This window comes from Microcystis aeruginosa LEGE 91341, from assembly GCF_015206885.1.
Lineage (GTDB): Bacteria > Cyanobacteriota > Cyanobacteriia > Cyanobacteriales > Microcystaceae > Microcystis > Microcystis aeruginosa_H.
Window position 1 is genome coordinate 1 of record NZ_JADEXY010000032.1, and the last position, 19,682, is coordinate 19,682.

Here is a 19,682-nt window from a genome sequence, read left to right on the forward strand (position 1 = left end):
CCCTTGATAAGGGGGGTGCCGATCCCCCCTTAATCCCCCCTTGATAAGGGGGGTGCCGATCCCCCCTTAATCCCCCCTTGATAAGGGGGGTGTCTGAGAACTTTTAACACCTACCTACTTAATCACTTTTGAACAAATCACTCATTAGCGGCTAATCATGTTTGCCAGTATTATCCCGCAACCCAGCAGTAGGCTAAAGCGAGCGCGAGCCTTCCGCCGTGCCTCCCTGATTTTCAATCCCGTCTCAGGACAGGGCAATGCCGAAGCACAACTAGCAACGATCAAAAACTTATTGGAACCCCATATTGCCCTCACTATTTACCGCACCTCTTTAGAAGCAGCAGCCGAGCAGCGGACCCGTGAAGCGGTGGCACAAGGTACTGAATTAATTATTGCTTCTGGGGGCGATGGAACGGTTTCGGAGGTAGCGAGTGTTCTCATCGGCACAGGCATCCCTTTAGCAGTGATTCCTCGCGGTACAGCTAATGCTTTTGCCAACGGATTAGGATTGCCCACCACCATCGAAGAAGCCTGTATTGCTATTTTACAGGGAGCGACCCTGACGATTGATACAGCCCGCTGTAACGACAAGGCAATGCTGCTGCTGGCGGGTATTGGTTTCGAGGCGGAAACAGTACAGGAAGCCGATCGAAAATTAAAAAACGAATTCGGCATTCTGGCTTATATTTTAGCCGGACTTGATCGCTTACAAAATCTCGTACCTTTTACGGCGGAAATTGCCACAGAAAATGAGAAATTTACTGTATCTGCCGCTGCTGTCACGGTAGCTAATATTGCTCCACCCACATCAATTTTGGCTCAGGGAGTAGGTGTAACAAAGCCAGACGATGGTTTATTAGACGTGACAATTCTCACCCCCAGTGATGCCCTAGAAGCCCTAGCCAATGCGATCGAGTTATTTGAAAGTGGACTGATTCACCAACCAACAGAAAGCCACCATATCGGTTATCTGCGAGCCAAACAAGTGCAAGTAACAACTAATCCTCCCCAAGCCATTACCATTGATGGGGAAATGGCGGGGCTAACTCCCACTACTTTTGAGATTGTTCCTGCCAGCCTAACAGTGGTCACTTTCTATGAACAAGTTGTTCAAAAAAGGTTACGCGGCTTGCTTGATTTAACGGTTGCAGAAGAAACACAAGTGGAAGTCCTCGTCGTTAAATACTATGTTCCTCCTCTCAATTGGGAAAGGACTTTAACTAAAGTCATCGCTGAAGTAGCAGAGACATCTATTGCTTGGTGGGAAACCTTCAGAAGAGCAAGCATCGAAGTGGGTGAACTCCTGATTAAAAGCCTCCATCAAACCTTAGCAGCAATAGCAAAAAGCATTGATCAACTAGGAGAATCCTTGCCGCTATCCCATCGAGCAGAAGTGGATCAGTTAGAAGAATCTATCCCGATGGGGGAAACTTTTCCGCCATCGACTGCCCCGGAAATTGTCCATCAAATTGGCGGACGAATTCGCTGGCGGATTCCTCGACTGCGGAAAGATGCTGGGTATGCCGCTCAACTCCAGCAAATACTAGAGTCGGTTGAGGGAGTGACGGAAGTTAAGATTAATTCCATTGCAGCTTCCCTCGCAGTTAGTTATACCGAAGATAGCTTGTCAGTTAAAGAGTTTGAACAGAAAATTAAACTAGCAATGGCACAAGTTTAAAAAGTCAATGGTAAGGGGAAGTTTAATCAGATGTTAGAAGTAGAATATCAAGTGATTCATGCGGTTCCAGGGCGCATTCGCTTGCGTGTTCCTCGACTGCACCAAGATGAGTATTATGGACTGAAAGTGCAGGGTTTATTGGAGGCAATAGAACCGGTAATTGAGGCTCAGGTATTTCCCGTCAATCAGGCTTTGATTATTCAATATCAAAGAGCTGCTTTCTCACAAGCTCAGTTACAGCAACAATTAGCAACAATCCTCAAGCAAGCTTTAGCTTACCAACCAACTCAGCCCCTAGCGATTAAATTGCCGGGATATCAGTCGAATGGTTTAACTCTCTACGAACTTGCTCAAGCCCATAAAATTAAACGTTGGTGGTTAGAAATTCCCAATTTTCTGACGACTTTAATTGCTAGATTTTTCGGTACAATCGGGAAGATCGCTGATTGGCTCATTCCAGAAAAATGGATCGATGAGATATTAACTTTGTGCGATCAACTGGCTGAAAAATGGCAAGAAGAGTGGGAGCAATTAAAACACCTAGCCGGAGTCGAGAAAGATCACGACTGGCAACAAGTCTCCTTAGCAGATTGCGATCATTTAGCGAAGAAAGTCCAGCAAAAAACCTTAGCAACTGCTGAAGTGGAAGGGACAATTGCCGGGTTGATGGGAGTTATCGGAGTAATTGGCGAAATCCCACTGTCCATAGTTCAATCTCTGCAAACTATTCAGAGAATTGGCTTGTGTTATGGTTATTCGACCACAACGGAACAGGAGCGGAATTTTGCTTGGATTATCTTAGCAGCAGCTACCGCCCAAACTCCAGAGGCTAAATGGCAAGCGGTGGATAATTTGAGAGACAGTCACAGGCAATTTTCTCGCCAAGCTTTTGACAATTTTCTCACCGAAATCGGCGACAAAGGTGCAATCTCGCTGGCAGCTGAAACGATTTTCCAGCAAGCTACTATCTATTTAGCACCGAGTTCAGTAGGTGGGGCAATTCCTTGGTTAGGTGCTATCTCTAGCGGCGTTGGTTTGAGTTTCTTTCTTAATCAAGTGGCTGATGCAGCTCGCCGTGCCTATCAAATGCGTTGGCTGCTGGACAATCAGAAGCTTTCTTGTGAATTATGAATTATGAATTATGAATTATGAACGGGGAAGGGAGCATCTCACCTTTGCAATAAGTAGAAATGCTTAATGAGATCAATAAAAAATTCGGCTCTTCTGGTTTTCGTGTGTTAATTTTTGTTATGAATTAAAGCAAGCAAACAGCTTAAGTCGAAGATGTTCAAAATTGGTAAATCCATAACTCATTCTTTTAATAAGCTTTATTTTGGTATTCATTCCCTCAATTAATCCGTTGGTTGTATGATTTTCAAAGTAATTACAAATACCCTGCAAATGCTTCTGGATCATGCTGGCACTACTTTCATATAATATCCCGCCTATTCTTATCCATTTTTCCAATTTTCTCTCAGCACCTCTGAACGTTCTACTACTTTGATAAATTTGTCTAATTTCTTCTTTCATTTCCTAGGCTATTCCCAAGCATCGATCTTCTTTCAGGATAACTTCTAGTTGTTGTTTTTGCTCGTCCTTTAAGTCCTCTTTATTCTTTCATAATAAATGAGGTAATCCTTTTTCATGCACCCCCATTAACTTTCTCAATTTATTAAGCTCGTCATTGATGATAGCCATTACATGAAAACGGTCATAGATGATTTTAGCATTGGGAAATAATTCCTTGATCACTGCCGTAAATCCTGACCACATATCGACGCTCACTTCTTTCACCTTCTCCCGAACTGCGTCTGGCTGTGCCTTTAAGGCTTCCATTAATTCTTCTTGCTTATGTCCTTTAATCACATCTAGTAAAATTTTCTTGTCCATATCTACGACCGTTGTTATGAAATCTTTATGTCCTTTTAAGTTACTAAATTCATCTAAGCTTATTCGTTCTGGTGCTTCCCACTCTTCCTTTTCTAGTTCTTTAGCACAGTGATTAAATATTAACTGAACTTCTTCCCATCCTAACTCTTCTTCTCGACTTATTTCTTCGATGCTACAATTTTTTACTCTCTCATAAATCATCGATTCATAGCGAATTGTATGATGCTGTCTTAATCTCATACAACTCAGTCTTTCGCTGATATACTTTTGACAATGAAACTGGCAGCGTGGTACTTCTAAATATACTCGATTTCCTAATATTGACAAATCTCTGACTAGATTATACTCTGTCTGATTGATTCTGTCCAAGGTTTGATGGCAATTCGGACATTCAATTGTTTCATTTAAAAGAGCGAGCTTTAGGAAAATTGTCTGAGCAATTTTTTGATAATTGACCACTGTTACATTTGGTAAATCGAGGAGTTGATCAAAATTTATCCACATAATCCACCTCCTGTTCTGTGTCACCATTATACCATGCTCACACAGAACCTAGAAGAGCCAAACTGAAGCATCATAGGTAAGATTTAATAATCCGAAACCGCAGAAAACCACTATTAGAAACGAGACAATTAAGAAAAATTTTTGCTTAAACAGCATCGGGATTAAAAACGGTGGGCTAGAAAAAATAAATTCCCTGTCCGGGACAGGGAAAACATCCATCTTGATCAACAAAACAATTTAGTCTAAAAATCCCATTAAAGTTTCGGGATCATCGATTTCATTGGAAGCAACGGGACGATTACCCATGACTGTATAAGTTTCGCTAATGTGCAGATGACTGAGAGCGATCGGACGATTGCCAGAGATCGCTAGAGTGCTGCTAACTTCCATCCCACTGGATACCACAGGACGAGCGCTACCGACGGAAGAATAGGTACTAACCACTTTCAGATGGCTAACTTCCACGGGACGGCCCCCCGGTAACATTTCATCTTCCTTAAAATGAAGATGGCTACTACCGATGGGACGATTTTCCGGTAGTCGGTCTTCGGGTTGATAGAGTTTTAATCCCTTGGATTCCTTATCGGCACTACCTTTGACCGAAAGAGCGACCACTTCTTTATCCTTGGCGGTTTTAGCTGTAGTAGCTTTACCGCGTGAGCTGCTGGTTTTTTCTTCTGTAGTTGCTGGGGTTTGAGTCCCGTTCGTTTCTAGATTTTCCACCGTCATAACCTGATACTCCTTTCCGTTAATAGCTTCGGGGAAACGATAAGATTTAAGTTTAGGGTATTCTCGAAGACTTTTAATCTTTTTTTAAAATCCTCTCTAATATTAAGATACATCTTTCTTTCCCCAAAACCCTATCAGTGTTGGTAATTTGATTGATAATTTATTTTGCCTGTTCTCTACACCTAGCCGCTAATGACCGCTTTTCAACTACAAGCACCCTTTCAACCCACCGGGGATCAACCGGCAGCGATCGATAAATTAGTAGATTCCCTGCAAAACCAGCATCGTTTCCAAACCCTCCTAGGGGCAACCGGTACCGGCAAAACCTTCACCATTGCCGCTGTGATCGAGAAAATTGGCAGGCCTACCCTTGTCCTAGCCCATAATAAGACCCTGGCCGCCCAATTATGCAACGAATTGCGGCAATTTTTCCCTAATAACGCTGTGGAATACTTTATCAGCTATTACGACTACTATCAACCGGAGGCTTATATTCCCGTCAGCGATACCTACATCGAAAAGAGTTCTTCGATTAATGATGAGATCGATATGCTGCGCCATTCGGCCACGCGATCGCTGTTTGAACGTAGGGATGTGATCGTCGTCGCTTCGATTAGTTGTATTTATGGTTTGGGAATGCCGGCGGAATACCTGAAAGCGGCGATTTCCTTAACAGTTGGTCAAGAGTTCGACCAAAGGCAATTATTACGGGCCTTGGTGTCAGTGCAGTACAATCGCAATGATTTGGAGTTAACTCGCGGTCGTTTTCGTCTGAAGGGCGATATTTTGGAAATTGTTCCCGCTTACGAGGATCGGGTCATTAAAATTGATTTTTTTGGCGATGAGATTGAAAGTATTCGTTATCTCGATCCCCTGACGGGGGAAGTTTTGCAAAAATTAGAGCGAATTAGTATTTATCCGGCCCGTCACTTTGTTACCCCGGAGGAACGTTTAGAAGTGGCCTGTCGGGATATTAAAACGGAGTTAGATAATCGTTTGTTGGAGTTAGAAAAAGCGGGCAAATTACTGGAAGCGCAACGGTTGGATCAACGGACTCGTTATGATTTAGAAATGTTGCAGGAAGTGGGTTATTGTAATGGGGTGGAAAATTATTCGCGGCATTTAGCGGGTAGGTTAGCTGGGGAACCGCCGGAATGTTTGGTGGATTATTTTCCTCAAGATTGGTTATTAGTTGTGGATGAATCTCATGTCAGTGTGCCGCAGATTCGCGGGATGTATAATGGCGATCAATCACGAAAAAAAGTTTTGATCGATCACGGGTTTCGTTTACCCAGTGCTGCGGATAATCGTCCTTTGAAGTCGGAAGAATTTTGGCAGAAAGTTAATCAGTGTATTTTTGTTTCGGCCACTCCGGGAGATTGGGAATTAGAACAGTCAGAAAATCGCATTGTCGAACAAATTATCCGACCGACGGGAGTTTTAGACCCAGAGATTTTTGTGCGACCAACCGAGGGACAAGTGGATGATTTATTAGGGGAAATTAAGGAGCGAGTGCGGTTAAATGAACGGGTTTTGATTACCACTTTAACTAAACGCATGGCCGAAGATTTAACCGAATACTTGCAAGAAAGGGGAATTAAAGTTAGATATCTACATTCGGAAATTCAATCAATTCAACGGATTGAAATTATTCAAGACCTGCGAGAAGGGGTCTTTGACGTGCTGATCGGGGTAAATTTGCTTCGTGAGGGGTTAGACCTGCCAGAAGTGTCTTTAGTGGCGATTTTAGACGCAGATAAGGAAGGATTTTTAAGGGCTACCCGCTCTTTAATTCAAACTATCGGCCGGGCTGCTCGTCATATTCGCGGTCAGGCAATTCTTTACGGAGATAATCTCACTGATAGTATGATTAATGCGATCGAAGAAACCAAGAGACGGCGAGCTATTCAAGAGGAATATAATCAGAAACATGGGATTATTCCGCAACCGATTGTTAAAAGGTCGAGTAATTCAATTTTGGCTTTTCTGGATATTTCTCGTCGCCTAAATTCCCAACAATTAGAGCAGGTTTGTGAGAATATAGAAGAACTTTCTTTAGAACAAATTCCCGAGTTAATTCAACAACTAGAAGCGCAAATGAAAGAAGCGGCGAAAAATCTAGAATTCGAGGCAGCGGCTAAATATCGCGATCGGATTAAGCAATTGCGAGATAAGTTATTAAATCATCTTAGATAAACCTATGACTAGATTTATTCATGACCAGTTTGCTAAAGATTATCTCGAAGAATTATTATCTTCTCTGGGAGAGGTAAAATCGGCACGGGTTGTACGAGGAGAAGTACGAGAAATCGATGTCTGGTTTTCACCCCAGATGCTCGATAATAATCCTAGAGAACTGCTGGGATTACTGGGAAAAATGGCGATTAATCCCTGTTTATTTGAACCCTTTCGCAATCCTGTCACTGCTACAGAAATTAGGACTTGTCTGTTAAAACTGTTGGAAGTGGAAGGAGAAATTAATCGTCGAGCAAATCGTCAGAAAACGAATGTTAACGATGGGGAAATCCCCCGTCTCTGGATTTTGACTCCCACCGCTTCCTCGCAACTGTTAGAAGGATTCGGAGCTAAATTAGATGAGGAGAATTGGGGGGAAGGTATCTATTTTTTGGCTCCCTCTTTACGCACAGCAATCACCGTTATCCATCAATTACCCCCAACAGAAGCAACTCTCTGGTTAAGAATTTTAGGCCGGGGAAAAGTACAAGCAAGGGCGATCGATGAGCTAGAATCGTTACCAGAGGATCATCCTTTCCGGGTAAATGCTCTAGAATTATTATTGAACTTGAGAACTTCTTTAACTAACGATCAAGAGCTTGAACAGGAGGACAGAGAGTTAATTATGAGATTATCACCTTTATACACTTCCCGTCTTCAGGAAGAACTGGATGCTGGCCGTCAACAGGGTCTTCAACAGGGTCTTCAACAGGGTCTTCAACAGGGTCTTCAACAGGGTCTTCAACAAGGAGAACGTCTGGTGGTAGAAAATTTATTGAAAGCTCGTTTTGGTAATTTAGACCCAGATTTGTCCGTAATCATCGATCGCATTTTATTATTACCAGTGGAGGAGTTTACTCCTTTGATACTCAATTCATCTCGCACAGAATTAATTGCCCACTTTTCTAATTAAAAGCATAACTCAATCCTTTGATGATACTGGATTTGAACATTGTCTGATTAACCAGAGCAGGCAATTTTCTGGGCAAATTCAGGGATATTTCGCATTAAGCAATTGCGAGATAAGTTATTAAATCACGTTAGATAAACCTATGACTAGATTTATTCATGACCAGTTTGCCAAAGATTATCTCGAAGAATTATTATCTTCTCTGGGAGAAGTAAAATCGGCACGGGTTGTACGAGGAGAAGTACGAGAAATCGATGTCTGGTTTTCACCCCAGATTCTCGATAATAATCCGAGAGAACTGCTAGGATTACTGGGAAAAATGGCGATTAATCCCTGTTTATTTGAACCCTTTCGTAATCCTGTCACTGCTACAGAAATTAGGACTTGTCTGTTAAAACTGTTGGAAGTGGAAGGAGAAATTAATCGTCGAGCAAATCGTCAGAAAACGAATGTTAACGATGGGGAAATCCCCCGTCTCTGGATTTTGACTCCCACCGCTTCCTCGCAACTGTTAGAAGGATTCGGAGCTAAATTAGATGAGGAGAATTGGGGGAAAGGTATCTATTTTTTAGCTCCCTCTTTACGCACGGCAATCACCGTTATCCATCAATTACCCCCAACAGAAGCAACTCTCTGGTTAAGAATTTTAGGCCGGGGAAAAGTACAAGCAAGGGCGATCGATGAGCTAGAATCGTTACCAGAGGATCATCCTTTTCGGGTAAATGCTCTAGAATTATTATTAAACTTGAGAACTTCTTTAACTAACGATCAAGAGCTTGAACAGGAGGATAGAGAGTTAATTATGAGATTATCACCTTTATACACTTCCCGTCTTCAGGAAGAACTGGATGCTGGCCGTCAACAGGGTCTTCAACAGGGTCTTCAACAGGGTCTTCAACAGGGTCTTCAACAGGGTCTTCAACAGGGTCTTCAACAGGGTCTTCAACAGGGTCTTCAACAGGGAGAACGTCTGGTGGTAGAAAATTTATTGAAAGCTCGTTTTGGCAGTTTAGACCCCGATTTGTCCGTAATCATCGATCGCATTTTATTATTACCGGTGGAGGAGTTTACCCCTTTAATAATTAATTTATCTCGCACAGAATTAATTGCCCACTTTTCTAATTAAAAGCATAACTCAATCCTTTGATGATACTGGATTTTGAAATTGGCCGATTAACCAGAGCAGGCAATTTTCCGGGCAAATTCGGGGAAATTGAGGATCGTTCTGGAATCAGCATCAGCTTTTTGCTAATTTGTTGCCAATTAGCGGCAATTTAACTCTGATGGCCTGAGAATAACTTTTCTAAAGCTTCCTTCAAGGTTGGTTCCATGACAATTTTATTTTGATAAGCAACTGTTACTCTAGCGATTGTCGGGACACTATTTTGGTCTGCCACTAGATACAAAGGTTCTACATAAAGCAGCGATTGTTCAATGGGAATAATTAATAGGTGTCCTTGCAAAACTTTAGAACCGTCCCGATTCCAAAGAGAAATCTGTTGAGAAATATCTGGATCTTGGTTAATTAAAGCCTCAATTTGATTCGGTCCATACACTAACCTTTGTTTAGGAAATTGATAGAGTAATAACTTACCATACTCTCTATCATCTGAACGAGCTGCTAACCAAGCGATTAAATTTTGCCGACTAGAGGGAGTATAAGGATGGAGGAGAATAAATTCTTCTTTGTCGGCATCGGGCAGTTTCATGATTAAATAATAGGGTGATACAGCCTGGGGTTCCGTGCCGTAAATTTCTAGGGGAATTTCCCATTGATCCTCCCGATTATAAAATACTTGCGGATCGGTCATGTGATAGGTTAATAATCTTTCTGCTTGGGTACTAAATAAATCTTCAGGATAACGGATATGACTGCGGAGAGTTTTCGGCATTTCCGCTAAAGATTTAAAGAGATGAGGAAAGATTTTATTCCACGTCTGAATAATTGGATCATTTTCATCGGCAACATAGAAATTCACTGTTCCATGATAGGCATCCACTACCACTTTCACCGAATTGCGAATATAGTTAAATTTATCCTTACCCGGGTCAGAATAGGGATAGCGATCGCTGATAGTATAAGCATCAATAATCCAATGTAATTTACTACTACTATCGCCCACATCTGCCGCTACTAAATAGGGGTTGCGATCATAATTTAAAAAAGGTGCGATAGTTTGCACGCGATTTTGGATATCACGACGCATTAATAGGCGAGTTTCGGGAGTAAAATCTTGGCTAAATAACATTTGCCAATCCCGCAGATAAAGGGCAAATAGCCAACGTCTCCACCCCGTCCCCACTAGGATTCCTCCTTTACCATCGTAGGTATTATAGACATTTCCATCCCCGCTAGGAAAATCCAATTCTTCTACGGTGGTGGGAGTCATCACATAATTATTAGTTAATTCCCCGTAGTAAATGCGGGGTTTACCAATGGGAATACTATAATCAATTAATTCACTAGAGGTTTGTAGTGCCCCTTCGTCTTTATTTGTGCCGATATCTTTGACAAAATAGTAGGGTAAACCCCCAGCAGCGACTAAATTAACTGGGGAAAGAGTGAACCCATAACCGTGGGTATAAACGAGATGTTTATTAACCCAAGTGTTAGCAGAAGTGGGAACCGCACTATAATCTAATTCTCTAGCGGCAATAATGGTCTGTTGTTTTTCAGATATTTGACGTTCCTCGATTTTTTCAGGCAGTCCTACTCGTACCCGATAGCGATCGATATCAGCATCAGGGAATTTATAATATAAGCGAATTTGCTGTAATTGTCGGTTAGTTTCTAGCAGTGGTTTGGTGTCCCAAAGACGAATATTATCGATAGTTAGATGATTTCTCTCTAAAACTTCGGCATTTAATTCGGCCTGTGGATCGAAAACTTGGGCATCAATTCTATCTAAGGAAAAAGCCGCTCTTGTGGATTGAATACTTCTTTCGATATAGGGTCTTTCTCTCACTAATTCATTCGGTTGTACGACAGTTCTTTGTAATAGTCCACCGATAATTGTGCCACTTATCCAAACAATTAAATAGAGAAATACAGGAACTAAGTAGGGGAAAAATACCAACTTTTTCTTAGTGTTTTTGTATAACTTGCGACGGTCTTTTTTACCAAATAATGCTTTTTCTCCTAACCATATAGAGGTTATTCCTGCAATAATTGCCAGAATAATTTCAACAAATTGACCAACATGAACATCGATATAACCTGCACCATAAACTACTCCTTCGGGAGAGTAAAGTAGCAGGTAACGCTGAATAATATGGTGTAATACTAGCAGCCCCATTAACCCACTCCACAGGGCGTATAAATGACGCAGTTGCGGACGGGAAAACCCCGGAAATGTTCCCAGAGAAAGACTATCACCTGAAAAAAGATAGGTTAAACTAACAGCAAAAAGAGTATATATTCCCACACCACTGAGCCATAATTCTAGTAACTGCCACAGGGGTAATTGAAAGATATAAAAACCTAAATCATTCCCGTATTGAGGATCGTTAATATTGAAAGGAACACCATAAAAATATTTTAAAAAATTCGCCCACTGCCCAGCAATAATAAAAGATAGCATTATAGTAAATACTATAGATATTATTCGCAAAAAATACTCGGTTTTAATTAATAATCCCAAGACTAAAAGAGCGATAATTACCCCTTGCCAAAGATTACTGGAAATATCAGTTAATACTTGCCTAATCCAAACTATTTCCAGAGGAGAACTTAGGGAAGAACTAAGGTTAGGGAGATTAAAATCTGGTGTCCAGAGACTGAGGGCTAGTTTACTGTAATACAATAACATTGACCCGATCCAAGCTCCAATTCCCGTTGCGATAATCAAAAGACCGAGTAAATTAATACTAGGAGATTGAGGACTAAGAGGATAACTATCTTCTTTGGGTTTTTGCCAACGAAAACGTTGGGCTAAACGTAAATTAGTAAAAATAAAAAGTAGAGAAAGAATCGCACTTCCCCAACCTAATCCTAGTTGCCAAGATAATTGTTTCAGGAAAGTGTTTAAATAACCCATCTCGGTAAACCAGAGGCTATTAGCTACCACTAATACCCCCAACTCCCCGATCACAAGGCAGCCGAGAAACAGTAAAATAGGTTTAGCGATCGAGCTTCGGTTAGATCTGATGAGCATGGATAAAGTGATAAAAGAGAGTCTTCTTTCATTCTAGCGATTTTAGTTTCTCCCTGCTGCTTTTTCTTAATTTAAAGATAAACTTAAGAAATCATGGCCAGGTTAGGGCGATAATTTCGCTTAAAATCAGCAATTTTAGCTAGGATTAGCAGGTAATAATTCGGTAGTAGTGCCGTAGCCCTCTTACTTACCTGGTATGAATTGTGTAAAATATTTATTAATAAAAATAATTGGAACCCGCTCAGTCTTTAAACCTCTAGCTTGATCATGACTTTTCTGATAAATATCTTTTTCTGGCTCCTGTCTGGCTTACTCAAATATCAGTCTAGCACCGAACAAAATACCCCTTCCTAGTTCACTAGGGCTATTTCAAGGTGGATAGAGGGCTTGTAAAAAAGAGGTTACTGTGTATAATCACAATATTAACCTGACATAAGCCAAAATATGGCTAAAAATCTAATTTATTATCTGGAGAAAATTCCTGACTTCCAAGAGCCGAGAGTATGCCGTCACCGATTGCCAGTTGTCTTGCTTATTACCGGCCATCATGAGTGGAGAACTGGGCTATTAAGCAATGTCTCGTTTTTTAGAACGCCATCGTCGTAACTTGTCTTTTGTTACTCGGTCTGCTCATATCCCGTATCCCCTGGGAGCATCAGTGATTAGACGAGTTTTAATGGAATTATCGCTCTTGGAGGGAATCTGGCAAAAGTCTTACAGTCTCTAAACTCTAGCTCTCTTATGGGGTAAGTCTTCAAGCTATCGCTAACTAACAGAAACCCGAAATTTGAGTTTTTATTAGAAAAAAAGTTAGCGATCACTTGTCAAGCAAGAGTTTCAGAATCTGGATTCGGTCAGGGATTTCCGAAAGTCCCAGAAGAGCGATAATAGACTACATAAGCTTTATTGATCGCTTTGTCCTATGTCCGAATCAGCTGCTGGAATTTCTGTTTCCAAACCCCAAAATATCTGGAAACGACAAGTTAAAGTCAATCTGAGAAGTCTCTTTAGTACCCTGGGAAAAGCCGCTCTTAACGGGGCATTTTTGCAGTGGGATGATCTGGCCGAAAATGGAGTAGAAGTTTTAGATGCTCTTGGTTTAAGTCGGACTCCGGGGGAATTGGCGGGTTTATTAATAATTCGATCGCTAATGAAAGCGATGAAAGGATTACTTAAAAGTAATGCTGATTTACTGTCCCAAGAAGTCGAAAAGCTGTCTTTAAAAGAACTTTACCGTCAGATTACCGACTCTTTAGAAGAGCAGGAATTAAATCTCGATCGAGATTTTTTTGAGCATCCCGAAAGATTACCCATAGTCGCACCAGTCCAAGCAGCTTTTTTACAGTGGTTAACAACAAATAATTTAATCACTAATTCCCAGGAAGCGAAGAGCCTAAGTAACCGTTTACCAGCTTATTTTGTCTCAGCGTTGCAGGAACAATGGAAAGATAAACGAGATGAGTACAGTCTGCTTTTAGATGAAATCGACACTCCTTTTAACAATGCTTGGAAACGAGAAAGCGGCTGGTTACATTATCGAGCTTGGTTGCAAAAACAGATCGATGAACCTATTTTTTGGTAAGCCTTTAGTTTAAAGCAAATTTATGTACCTCTACGGGGATTTTATGAAGAAGAAGAAATCAAAGCCACCCCAGACACAGATTACCATCGAGAGCCATCATTTAAACGCATTGTTATCAAACTCCAAGAGCAGTTAGAAACATGGTTAGAAGCGGCAAAATCCGATGATGCTATCCGTTTATTGACCGGTGGGCCGGGTAGTGGAAAATCGTCCTTTTGTAAGGTATTTGCTGCCCAACAAGCTGGTTTAGAAAAACAAGTTTTATATGTTCCCTTGCATCGCTTGAGTTTCTCCACCGATTTAGTAACAGCAGTTAAAACTTTTGTTCAACATGACGGTTTTTTACCAGAAAATCCTCTAGAACCGAGCGATCAAGATTTACGATTACTAATTATCTTTGATGGCTTAGATGAGCTATCTATGCAGGGAAAAATCGCCCAAGAAGTCGCCCACAATTTTATTAATGAAGTACGAGAACAGGTCAAAAGTTTTAATCAAAATAAAACCCGTTTACAAGTGTTGATTAGCGGGCGTGATGTGGTGGTACAATCCAATAAAAATAATTTTAAAAAACCTCAGCAAATTATCACTATTTTACCCTATTGGGTTGCTAACAGCGATGATTTTAGCGATGACGATAACTTATTAAAAGTCGATCAACGTGATCAATGGTGGCAACAGTATGGGCAAGCTAAAGGGAAAAACTATGCACAATTACCGACGGAATTATCGGGGAAAAATTTACAAGAAATTACCGCTCAACCGCTATTAAATTATCTTATTGCTCTCACTTTTGAACGAGGCGAAGTTCAATTTTCCCAAGAAACTAATCTCAATAATATTTATGACAATTTGCTCAAGGCAGTCTATGAGCGAGGTTATGAAAAAAATAGTCCAGGCCACCGGGCTATAGAAGGGATTACAGAAAAAGATTTTGTGCTAATTTTAATGGAAATTGCCCTTTCCTGTTGGCATGGTAATGGTAGAACCACCACCGTTATAGAGATTGAAGAACATTGTGAAAATAATGGCTTAAAAAATCTCCTAAAAAATTTCCAAGATAGTTTTCAAAGCGATTCCCAAGGGAGTATTACCCGTCTTTTAACAGCCTTTTATTTTCGAGAAAGTGGCGATTTACGAGGCAGCGAAAAAACCTTTGAATTTACCCATAAAAGTTTTGGTGAATATTTAACTGCCCGCAGAATTGTTGACCGAGTTAAGCAAATTCATAGGAAATTACAAGACAGTGAAAAGGATTATGACAATGAATACGATCACAGACAAGCTTTAATTACCTGGGCGACTTTATGCGGACCGACGGCAATAGATGAATATCTTTTTCGTTTTGTTGTCAATCAAATACAATTACAGTCCCCTGATGAAGTGAAACAGTGGCAGAAAACTCTGGGTCATTTAATTGAATATCTTTTGGTCAAAGGAATGCCGATGGAGGGTTTAAAAAACCGCCCCAATTTTCAGGAGGAAATGCGACAGGCACGCAATGCCGAGGAAGCTTTATTAGCGGTATTCAATGCCTGTGGGCGAGTCACCAAAAAAAAATTTTCCATTCAATGGCCTTCTCCTGAAGCTCCTGAAGCTTTCGGCAATTGGTTAGCCCGTCTTCAGGGACAAAGAATAAATTATAAGCCTATGTTTGTGTTAAATTGCCTCAGTTTTCTTGATTTAAAAAACTGTCTGTTGATACATCGAGATCTTTACAGGGCTAATCTTGAAAGGGCTAATCTTGAAAGGGCTAATCTTTATGGGGCAAATCTTTACATGGCAAATCTTGCAGGGGCAAATCTTAAAGGAGCAAATCTTTACATGGCAAATCTTGAAAGGGCAAATCTTGAAAGGGCATATCTTTACATGGCATATCTTTACATGGCATATCTTGAAAGGGCAAATCTTGAAAGGGCAAATCTTTACAGCGCAAATCTTGAAAGGGCATATCTTTACATGGCAAATCTTGAAAGGGCAAATCTTGAAAGGGCAAATCTTAAACGGGCAAATCTTTACGAGGCAAATCTTTACGGGGCATATCTTGCAGGGGCATATCTTGAAGGGGCAAATCTTGAAAGGGCAAATCTTTACGGGGCAAATCTTGAAAGGGCAAATCTTGAAAGGGCAAATCTTGAAAGGGCAAATCTTAAAGGGGCAAATCTTGAAAGGGCAAATCTTGAAAGGGCAAATCTTGAAGGGGCATTTCTTCGTGGGGCTAATTTTAAAGATGCTAACGTCAAAGGGACGATTCTCGATACGGAAGTTAAAACCGAGTGACTCTTCTAGGTTCTGTGTGATAAGTTTAACTTACAATATGATCGATCAGTCTTTGTGTCCTTTGTGTCTTTGTGGTTTGTTACACCCCCTCGCTAGGAAGAATGTATCTTAGAATACATTTTACCCACCAAACCCAAGAGAGCCGCCTTAGATATTCTTCAACAGCTTATCCCTACCTAGTATGAAAATAATTATAAATTTCCTTAGCTAATTGTTCCCCAATTCCTGTCACCTGTTGCAATTGTTCTAGGGAAGCTTCGCGAATATAATCCAGAGAATGAAAATGAGCTAATAAATCTTTTTGTCGCTTAAAACCTAAACCGGGTATCTCATCCAGACGGGAACGGCGACTTTTTTGCATCCTTTGTTGTCGGTGAAAGCTAACAGCAAAGCGGTGCGCTTCATCCCTGACTCGACGCAATAATTGCACTCCGGGTTGTTCCTTATCTGTCTCTAAAGGAGAAGATTCCCCCGGTAAAAAAATCTCCTCTCTCTGTTTAGCTAAACTAACAACTTTTACCTGTTCTAATAAATTCATCTCCCCTAAAACTGCCACCACTGCCGATAATTGTCCTTTTCCCCCATCAATCATGACCAAATCGGGAAACTCATCACTTTCGGCAATATTATCGGGATTTTCGGCATAACGACGGAAACGCCGGCGAATTACTTCTGCTAAACTGGCAAAATCATCGGAATGGCCGATTTTAACCTCGGGATTTTTGATTTTATAGTGACGATAATGTTGATTAGCGGCCACCCCATCGATAAACACCACTGAGGATGCCACTGCATTGGAACCCTGAATATGAGAAATATCATAACCCTCAATGCGGTGGGGTAGTGCCGGTAAATCGAGAATTACCGCTAAATCCTGCAAAGACTGTAAATCCCGGTCGGCGCTTCTTTTCGTCTTTTCTAACTCATAAAGAGCGTTTTTCTCGACCATAGCTAATAAATCCGCTTTACTTTGCCGTTGGGGAACAGTTAACTCGACTTTGCGACCTTTTTTTTCCCGTAACCACCCCGCTAACACCTCACCTTCCGGTAATTCGCAGGGTAACAGGATTTCGCTGGGAATTTCCACCCCTTCCACCGATAAATAATGTTCTTCTAGGACTTTTTGCAGGATTTCTCCCTCGTTTGCTGACTGACTATCGGCAAAAAATCCCAAACGTCCCACCAAACGACCGGAACGCACTTGGAATAATTGTATGCAACAATGCTGCTCGTCCTTAGCTAAAGCGATCGCGTCCCGGGATACGGTATCATCAGGTAAAGAGACTTTTTGATCGGTATTAAGGGCCTGTAATCCGCGAATTTGATCCCTAATCGTGGCCGCTTGTTCAAAATCTAGGTTTTCCGAGGCTGCGAGCATCTTTGTCGCTAATTTGTCTAATAATTCCCCCGTCCTTCCCTGAAAAATCATCGCCACTTTCTGCAAGGTTTCTCGATAATCTTGGGGACTAATTAATTTTTGACAAACTCCCGGACAACGACCGATATCATAATTTAAACAGGGACGGTCTTTAAACAGAGGTTGGGGACGTTGACGCAGGGGAAAAGTGCGTTTAATTAGGTGTAAAGTGTAGCGCAGCAGCCTTGTATCGACGTAGGGACCATAATAACGGTCTTTTTGGTTATTTATGCTACGTTTGCGGGTGATGAAAATGCGCGGGTAGGTTTCCGACCAAGTAATACAAATGTATGGATGTTTTTTATCGTCCTTGAGGAGAGTATTAAAATGGGGCTGATGTTGTTTAATTAGATTAGCTTCCAGGGCCAAAGATTCTGCTTCTGTGTCGGTGACGATAAATTCAATTTCTGTCACCTGTCGCACCATCAAAGCAATGCGGGGACTGAGGGGTTGACTGGGACGAAAATAGGAACGGACTCTAGACCGGAGTTTTTTGGATTTACCGATGTAGAGAATTTCGCCATTTTGGTCGCGCAGGAAGTACACCCCCGGTTCGAGGGGAATTTCCCGAAGACGATTTTCTAGGCGATCGAGGTCTTGGATTAGGGTAGAGTTAAGATTATTCCCGAACATCTTTTTATATTAGACAAAAAAATCACGCCAGTGGGTATTAGCCGACGTTTGGCAAGATATTTAGGGCAAATCTTCACAAAAATTAATAGGCTTCCGATTCGATTTGCTTAATCGGGACAAAACACTCCCCAGGGAGTAGAATCGGTTTATTGTTAAAAATCAATTGGCCGCGATGATTGTCGCGGTTAATAGCGACACCGAAAGGACGTTTACTAACTCGGCTGTTGAGGGTACAGTAGATGCGATAAATGCGTCTGGCTGCCCGTAAGACAGTAGGATCTAACAAAATTGGGATTTCCATATCGACACGCTGTTGTTCTGTTTTCTGGGATAGGGCCACCATCTCACTCGTCTCCCCACGATTAAATCGACGTATTTATTAAATCAATGGTATATGACGATTTCTGAATTTGTCACTTTTGTTATGATTCTAAAACTTTCAGGATGGCCTGGCCCATAGCTTGGCATCCCACTAGGGTCATACCTTCTGAGAAAATATCTCCAGTACGATAACCGAACTCTAAGACTTTTTCCACGGCTTTTTCCAGTGCTGCTGCCGCTAAAGGCTGATTTAGCCCATATTTTAACATCATAGCAGCGCTGAGAATCTGGGCGATCGGATTGGCTTTATCTTGGCCGGCGATATCCGGGGCCGAACCGTGGACGGGTTCAAAAACTCCCACCCCAGCAGTCCCTAAACTAGCGGAGGGTAACATTCCGATACTACCGGTTAACATGGCCGCTTCATCGGAGAGAATATCACCGAATAAATTGCCCGTGACGATAGTATCAAATTGTTTGGGGGCCCGGACTAACTGCATGGCTGCGTTATCGACGTAGAGATGGGAAAGTTCCACATCGGGGTAATTAGCGGCGATTTTCGTCATCCGGTCGCGCCAGAGTTGGGAAACATCAAGAACATTAGCTTTATCGACGGAACAGAGTTTTTTACCGCGTTTTTGGGCAATTTCAAAGGCCACCTTAGCGATGCGGTCCACCTCCGATTCTAAGTAAACCATGGTATTTACACCGCATTTTTCTCCTGTTTCCGTCTCAAAAATCCCCTTCGGTTGACCGAAATAGACACCCCCGGTTAATTCCCGGACCACCATGATATCCACTCCCTCGATAATCTCCCGTTTGAGACTAGAAGCGTCGATTAATTGCGGAAAAATGGTGGCAGGACGTAAATTAGCAAAAAGACCTAAACCAGATCTTAAGCCTAATAATCCCGTTTCTGGTCTTTGCTGCCGAGGCAAATTATCCCATTTATAACCCCCGATAGCGGCCAGAAGAACAGCATCACTATTTTTACAGGTGCTCAGGGTTGCTTCGGGGAGAGGATTGCCAGTTTCATCAATGGCTGCCCCTCCAATTAAAGCGGTTTGGAAGTCAAACTGGAGGTCAAATTTTTTACCGATGACTTTCAGTATCTCTACGGTGACAGCGAGGATTTCCGGCCCGATGCCATCGCCGGGTAGTAGGGTAATGCGATACTGTTGCGTCATAGTTCTAGAACGGTAAAATAGGTCAGACTCTTGATTATAACATAGTTAGGTGAGCTTTTTTTTCCTGAAAATGTCAATCTTTCTCAGAAAAGCTGGGAAACCGCCGGCGAATTAGCTAGGGAAATTCTCAATCTTCCAGTATTAATTAAACAGGCAGTTAAT

General features: G+C 41.6%; 12 protein-coding genes and 4 pseudogenes. 9 read left to right on the plus strand and 7 right to left on the minus strand.

From position 1 onward, the window contains the following. The first annotated feature begins 157 nt into the window (after nt 1-157). On the plus strand, nt 158-1,678 hold the full coding sequence (locus tag IQ234_RS06955) for a YegS/Rv2252/BmrU family lipid kinase (protein ID WP_193956555.1): 1,521 nt from the start codon (nt 158-160) through the stop codon (nt 1,676-1,678). Between the two features lie 30 nt (nt 1,679-1,708). Beyond that, nucleotides 1,709-2,809 carry an EcsC family protein gene (locus IQ234_RS06960; protein ID WP_193956556.1) on the plus strand — a complete coding sequence of 367 codons (1,101 nt, stop codon included), beginning with the start codon at nt 1,709-1,711 and terminating at the stop codon, nt 2,807-2,809. A 117-nt stretch (nt 2,810-2,926) separates the two neighbouring features. Here IQ234_RS06960 and IQ234_RS06965 read toward each other — a convergent pair. Together IQ234_RS06965 and IQ234_RS06970 are read right to left on the minus strand one after the other, a co-directional pair. After that, nucleotides 2,927-4,072, minus strand: a pseudogene (locus IQ234_RS06965) (ISL3 family transposase). A 237-nt stretch (nt 4,073-4,309) separates the two neighbouring features. Then, nucleotides 4,310-4,801, minus strand: coding sequence for a hypothetical protein (locus IQ234_RS06970; RefSeq protein WP_193956557.1), 492 nt, complete (start codon nt 4,799-4,801; stop codon nt 4,310-4,312). A 192-nt stretch (nt 4,802-4,993) separates the two neighbouring features. Between IQ234_RS06970 and uvrB the strand changes: the two genes are divergently transcribed. The 3 genes from uvrB to IQ234_RS06985 all read left to right on the plus strand — a co-directional run bounded on the left by uvrB (nt 4,994) and on the right by IQ234_RS06985 (nt 9,072). Continuing rightward, nucleotides 4,994-6,997 (plus strand): excinuclease ABC subunit UvrB, encoded by a 2,004-nt coding sequence (uvrB, locus tag IQ234_RS06975; protein ID WP_193956558.1) that lies wholly within the window; start codon nt 4,994-4,996, stop codon nt 6,995-6,997. A gap of 4 nt (nt 6,998-7,001) precedes the next feature. After that, nucleotides 7,002-7,949 (plus strand): flagellar assembly protein H, encoded by a 948-nt coding sequence (locus tag IQ234_RS06980; RefSeq protein ID WP_193956559.1) that lies wholly within the window; start codon nt 7,002-7,004, stop codon nt 7,947-7,949. Between the two features lie 139 nt (nt 7,950-8,088). Further along, on the plus strand, nt 8,089-9,072 hold the full coding sequence (locus IQ234_RS06985; protein WP_193956560.1) for a flagellar assembly protein H: 984 nt from the start codon (nt 8,089-8,091) through the stop codon (nt 9,070-9,072). Between the two features lie 148 nt (nt 9,073-9,220). Here the strand turns inward: IQ234_RS06985 and IQ234_RS06990 are convergent, their stop codons facing one another. Continuing rightward, nucleotides 9,221-12,100, minus strand: a complete 2,880-nt coding sequence (locus IQ234_RS06990) for a UPF0182 family protein (RefSeq protein WP_193956561.1) — start codon at nt 12,098-12,100, stop codon at nt 9,221-9,223. Between the two features lie 574 nt (nt 12,101-12,674). On the opposite strand from IQ234_RS06990, the gene IQ234_RS07000 reads away from it, so the two are divergent. The 3 genes and pseudogenes from IQ234_RS07000 to IQ234_RS21920 form a co-directional block, all read left to right on the plus strand. Continuing rightward, complete coding sequence (locus tag IQ234_RS07000) at nt 12,675-12,827, plus strand: hypothetical protein (protein WP_193956562.1); 153 nt, start codon at nt 12,675-12,677, stop codon at nt 12,825-12,827. A 195-nt stretch (nt 12,828-13,022) separates the two neighbouring features. Next, nucleotides 13,023-13,682: a hypothetical protein gene (locus IQ234_RS21035; RefSeq protein WP_228008404.1), complete on the plus strand. Its 660-nt coding sequence runs from the start codon at nt 13,023-13,025 to the stop codon at nt 13,680-13,682. A gap of 1,650 nt (nt 13,683-15,332) precedes the next feature. Further along, nucleotides 15,333-15,794 (plus strand): annotated as a pseudogene (locus IQ234_RS21920) (pentapeptide repeat-containing protein); the annotation flags it as partial. Between the two features lie 15 nt (nt 15,795-15,809). On the opposite strand, the pseudogene IQ234_RS21925 reads toward IQ234_RS21920, so the two are convergent. Then, nucleotides 15,810-15,875 (minus strand): annotated as a pseudogene (locus IQ234_RS21925) (hypothetical protein); the annotation flags it as partial. Here IQ234_RS21925 and IQ234_RS21930 point away from each other — a divergent pair. Next, nucleotides 15,852-15,962: pseudogene (locus IQ234_RS21930) on the plus strand (pentapeptide repeat-containing protein); the annotation flags it as partial. The pseudogenes IQ234_RS21925 and IQ234_RS21930 sit on opposite strands and share 24 nt — an antisense overlap. A gap of 172 nt (nt 15,963-16,134) precedes the next feature. Here the strand turns inward: IQ234_RS21930 and uvrC are convergent. From uvrC to leuB, 3 genes are all read right to left on the minus strand, one after another. Next, entirely contained in the window at nt 16,135-18,012 is a 1,878-nt protein-coding gene (gene uvrC, locus IQ234_RS07010) for an excinuclease ABC subunit UvrC (RefSeq protein WP_193956563.1), read from the minus strand. 82 nt (nt 18,013-18,094) lie between these two features. Continuing rightward, nucleotides 18,095-18,355 (minus strand): hypothetical protein, encoded by a 261-nt coding sequence (locus IQ234_RS07015; RefSeq protein ID WP_002742418.1) that lies wholly within the window; start codon nt 18,353-18,355, stop codon nt 18,095-18,097. 79 nt (nt 18,356-18,434) lie between these two features. Beyond that, on the minus strand, nt 18,435-19,520 hold the full coding sequence (gene leuB / locus IQ234_RS07020; protein WP_193956564.1) for a 3-isopropylmalate dehydrogenase: 1,086 nt from the start codon (nt 19,518-19,520) through the stop codon (nt 18,435-18,437). Nucleotides 19,521-19,682 lie beyond the last annotated feature (162 nt).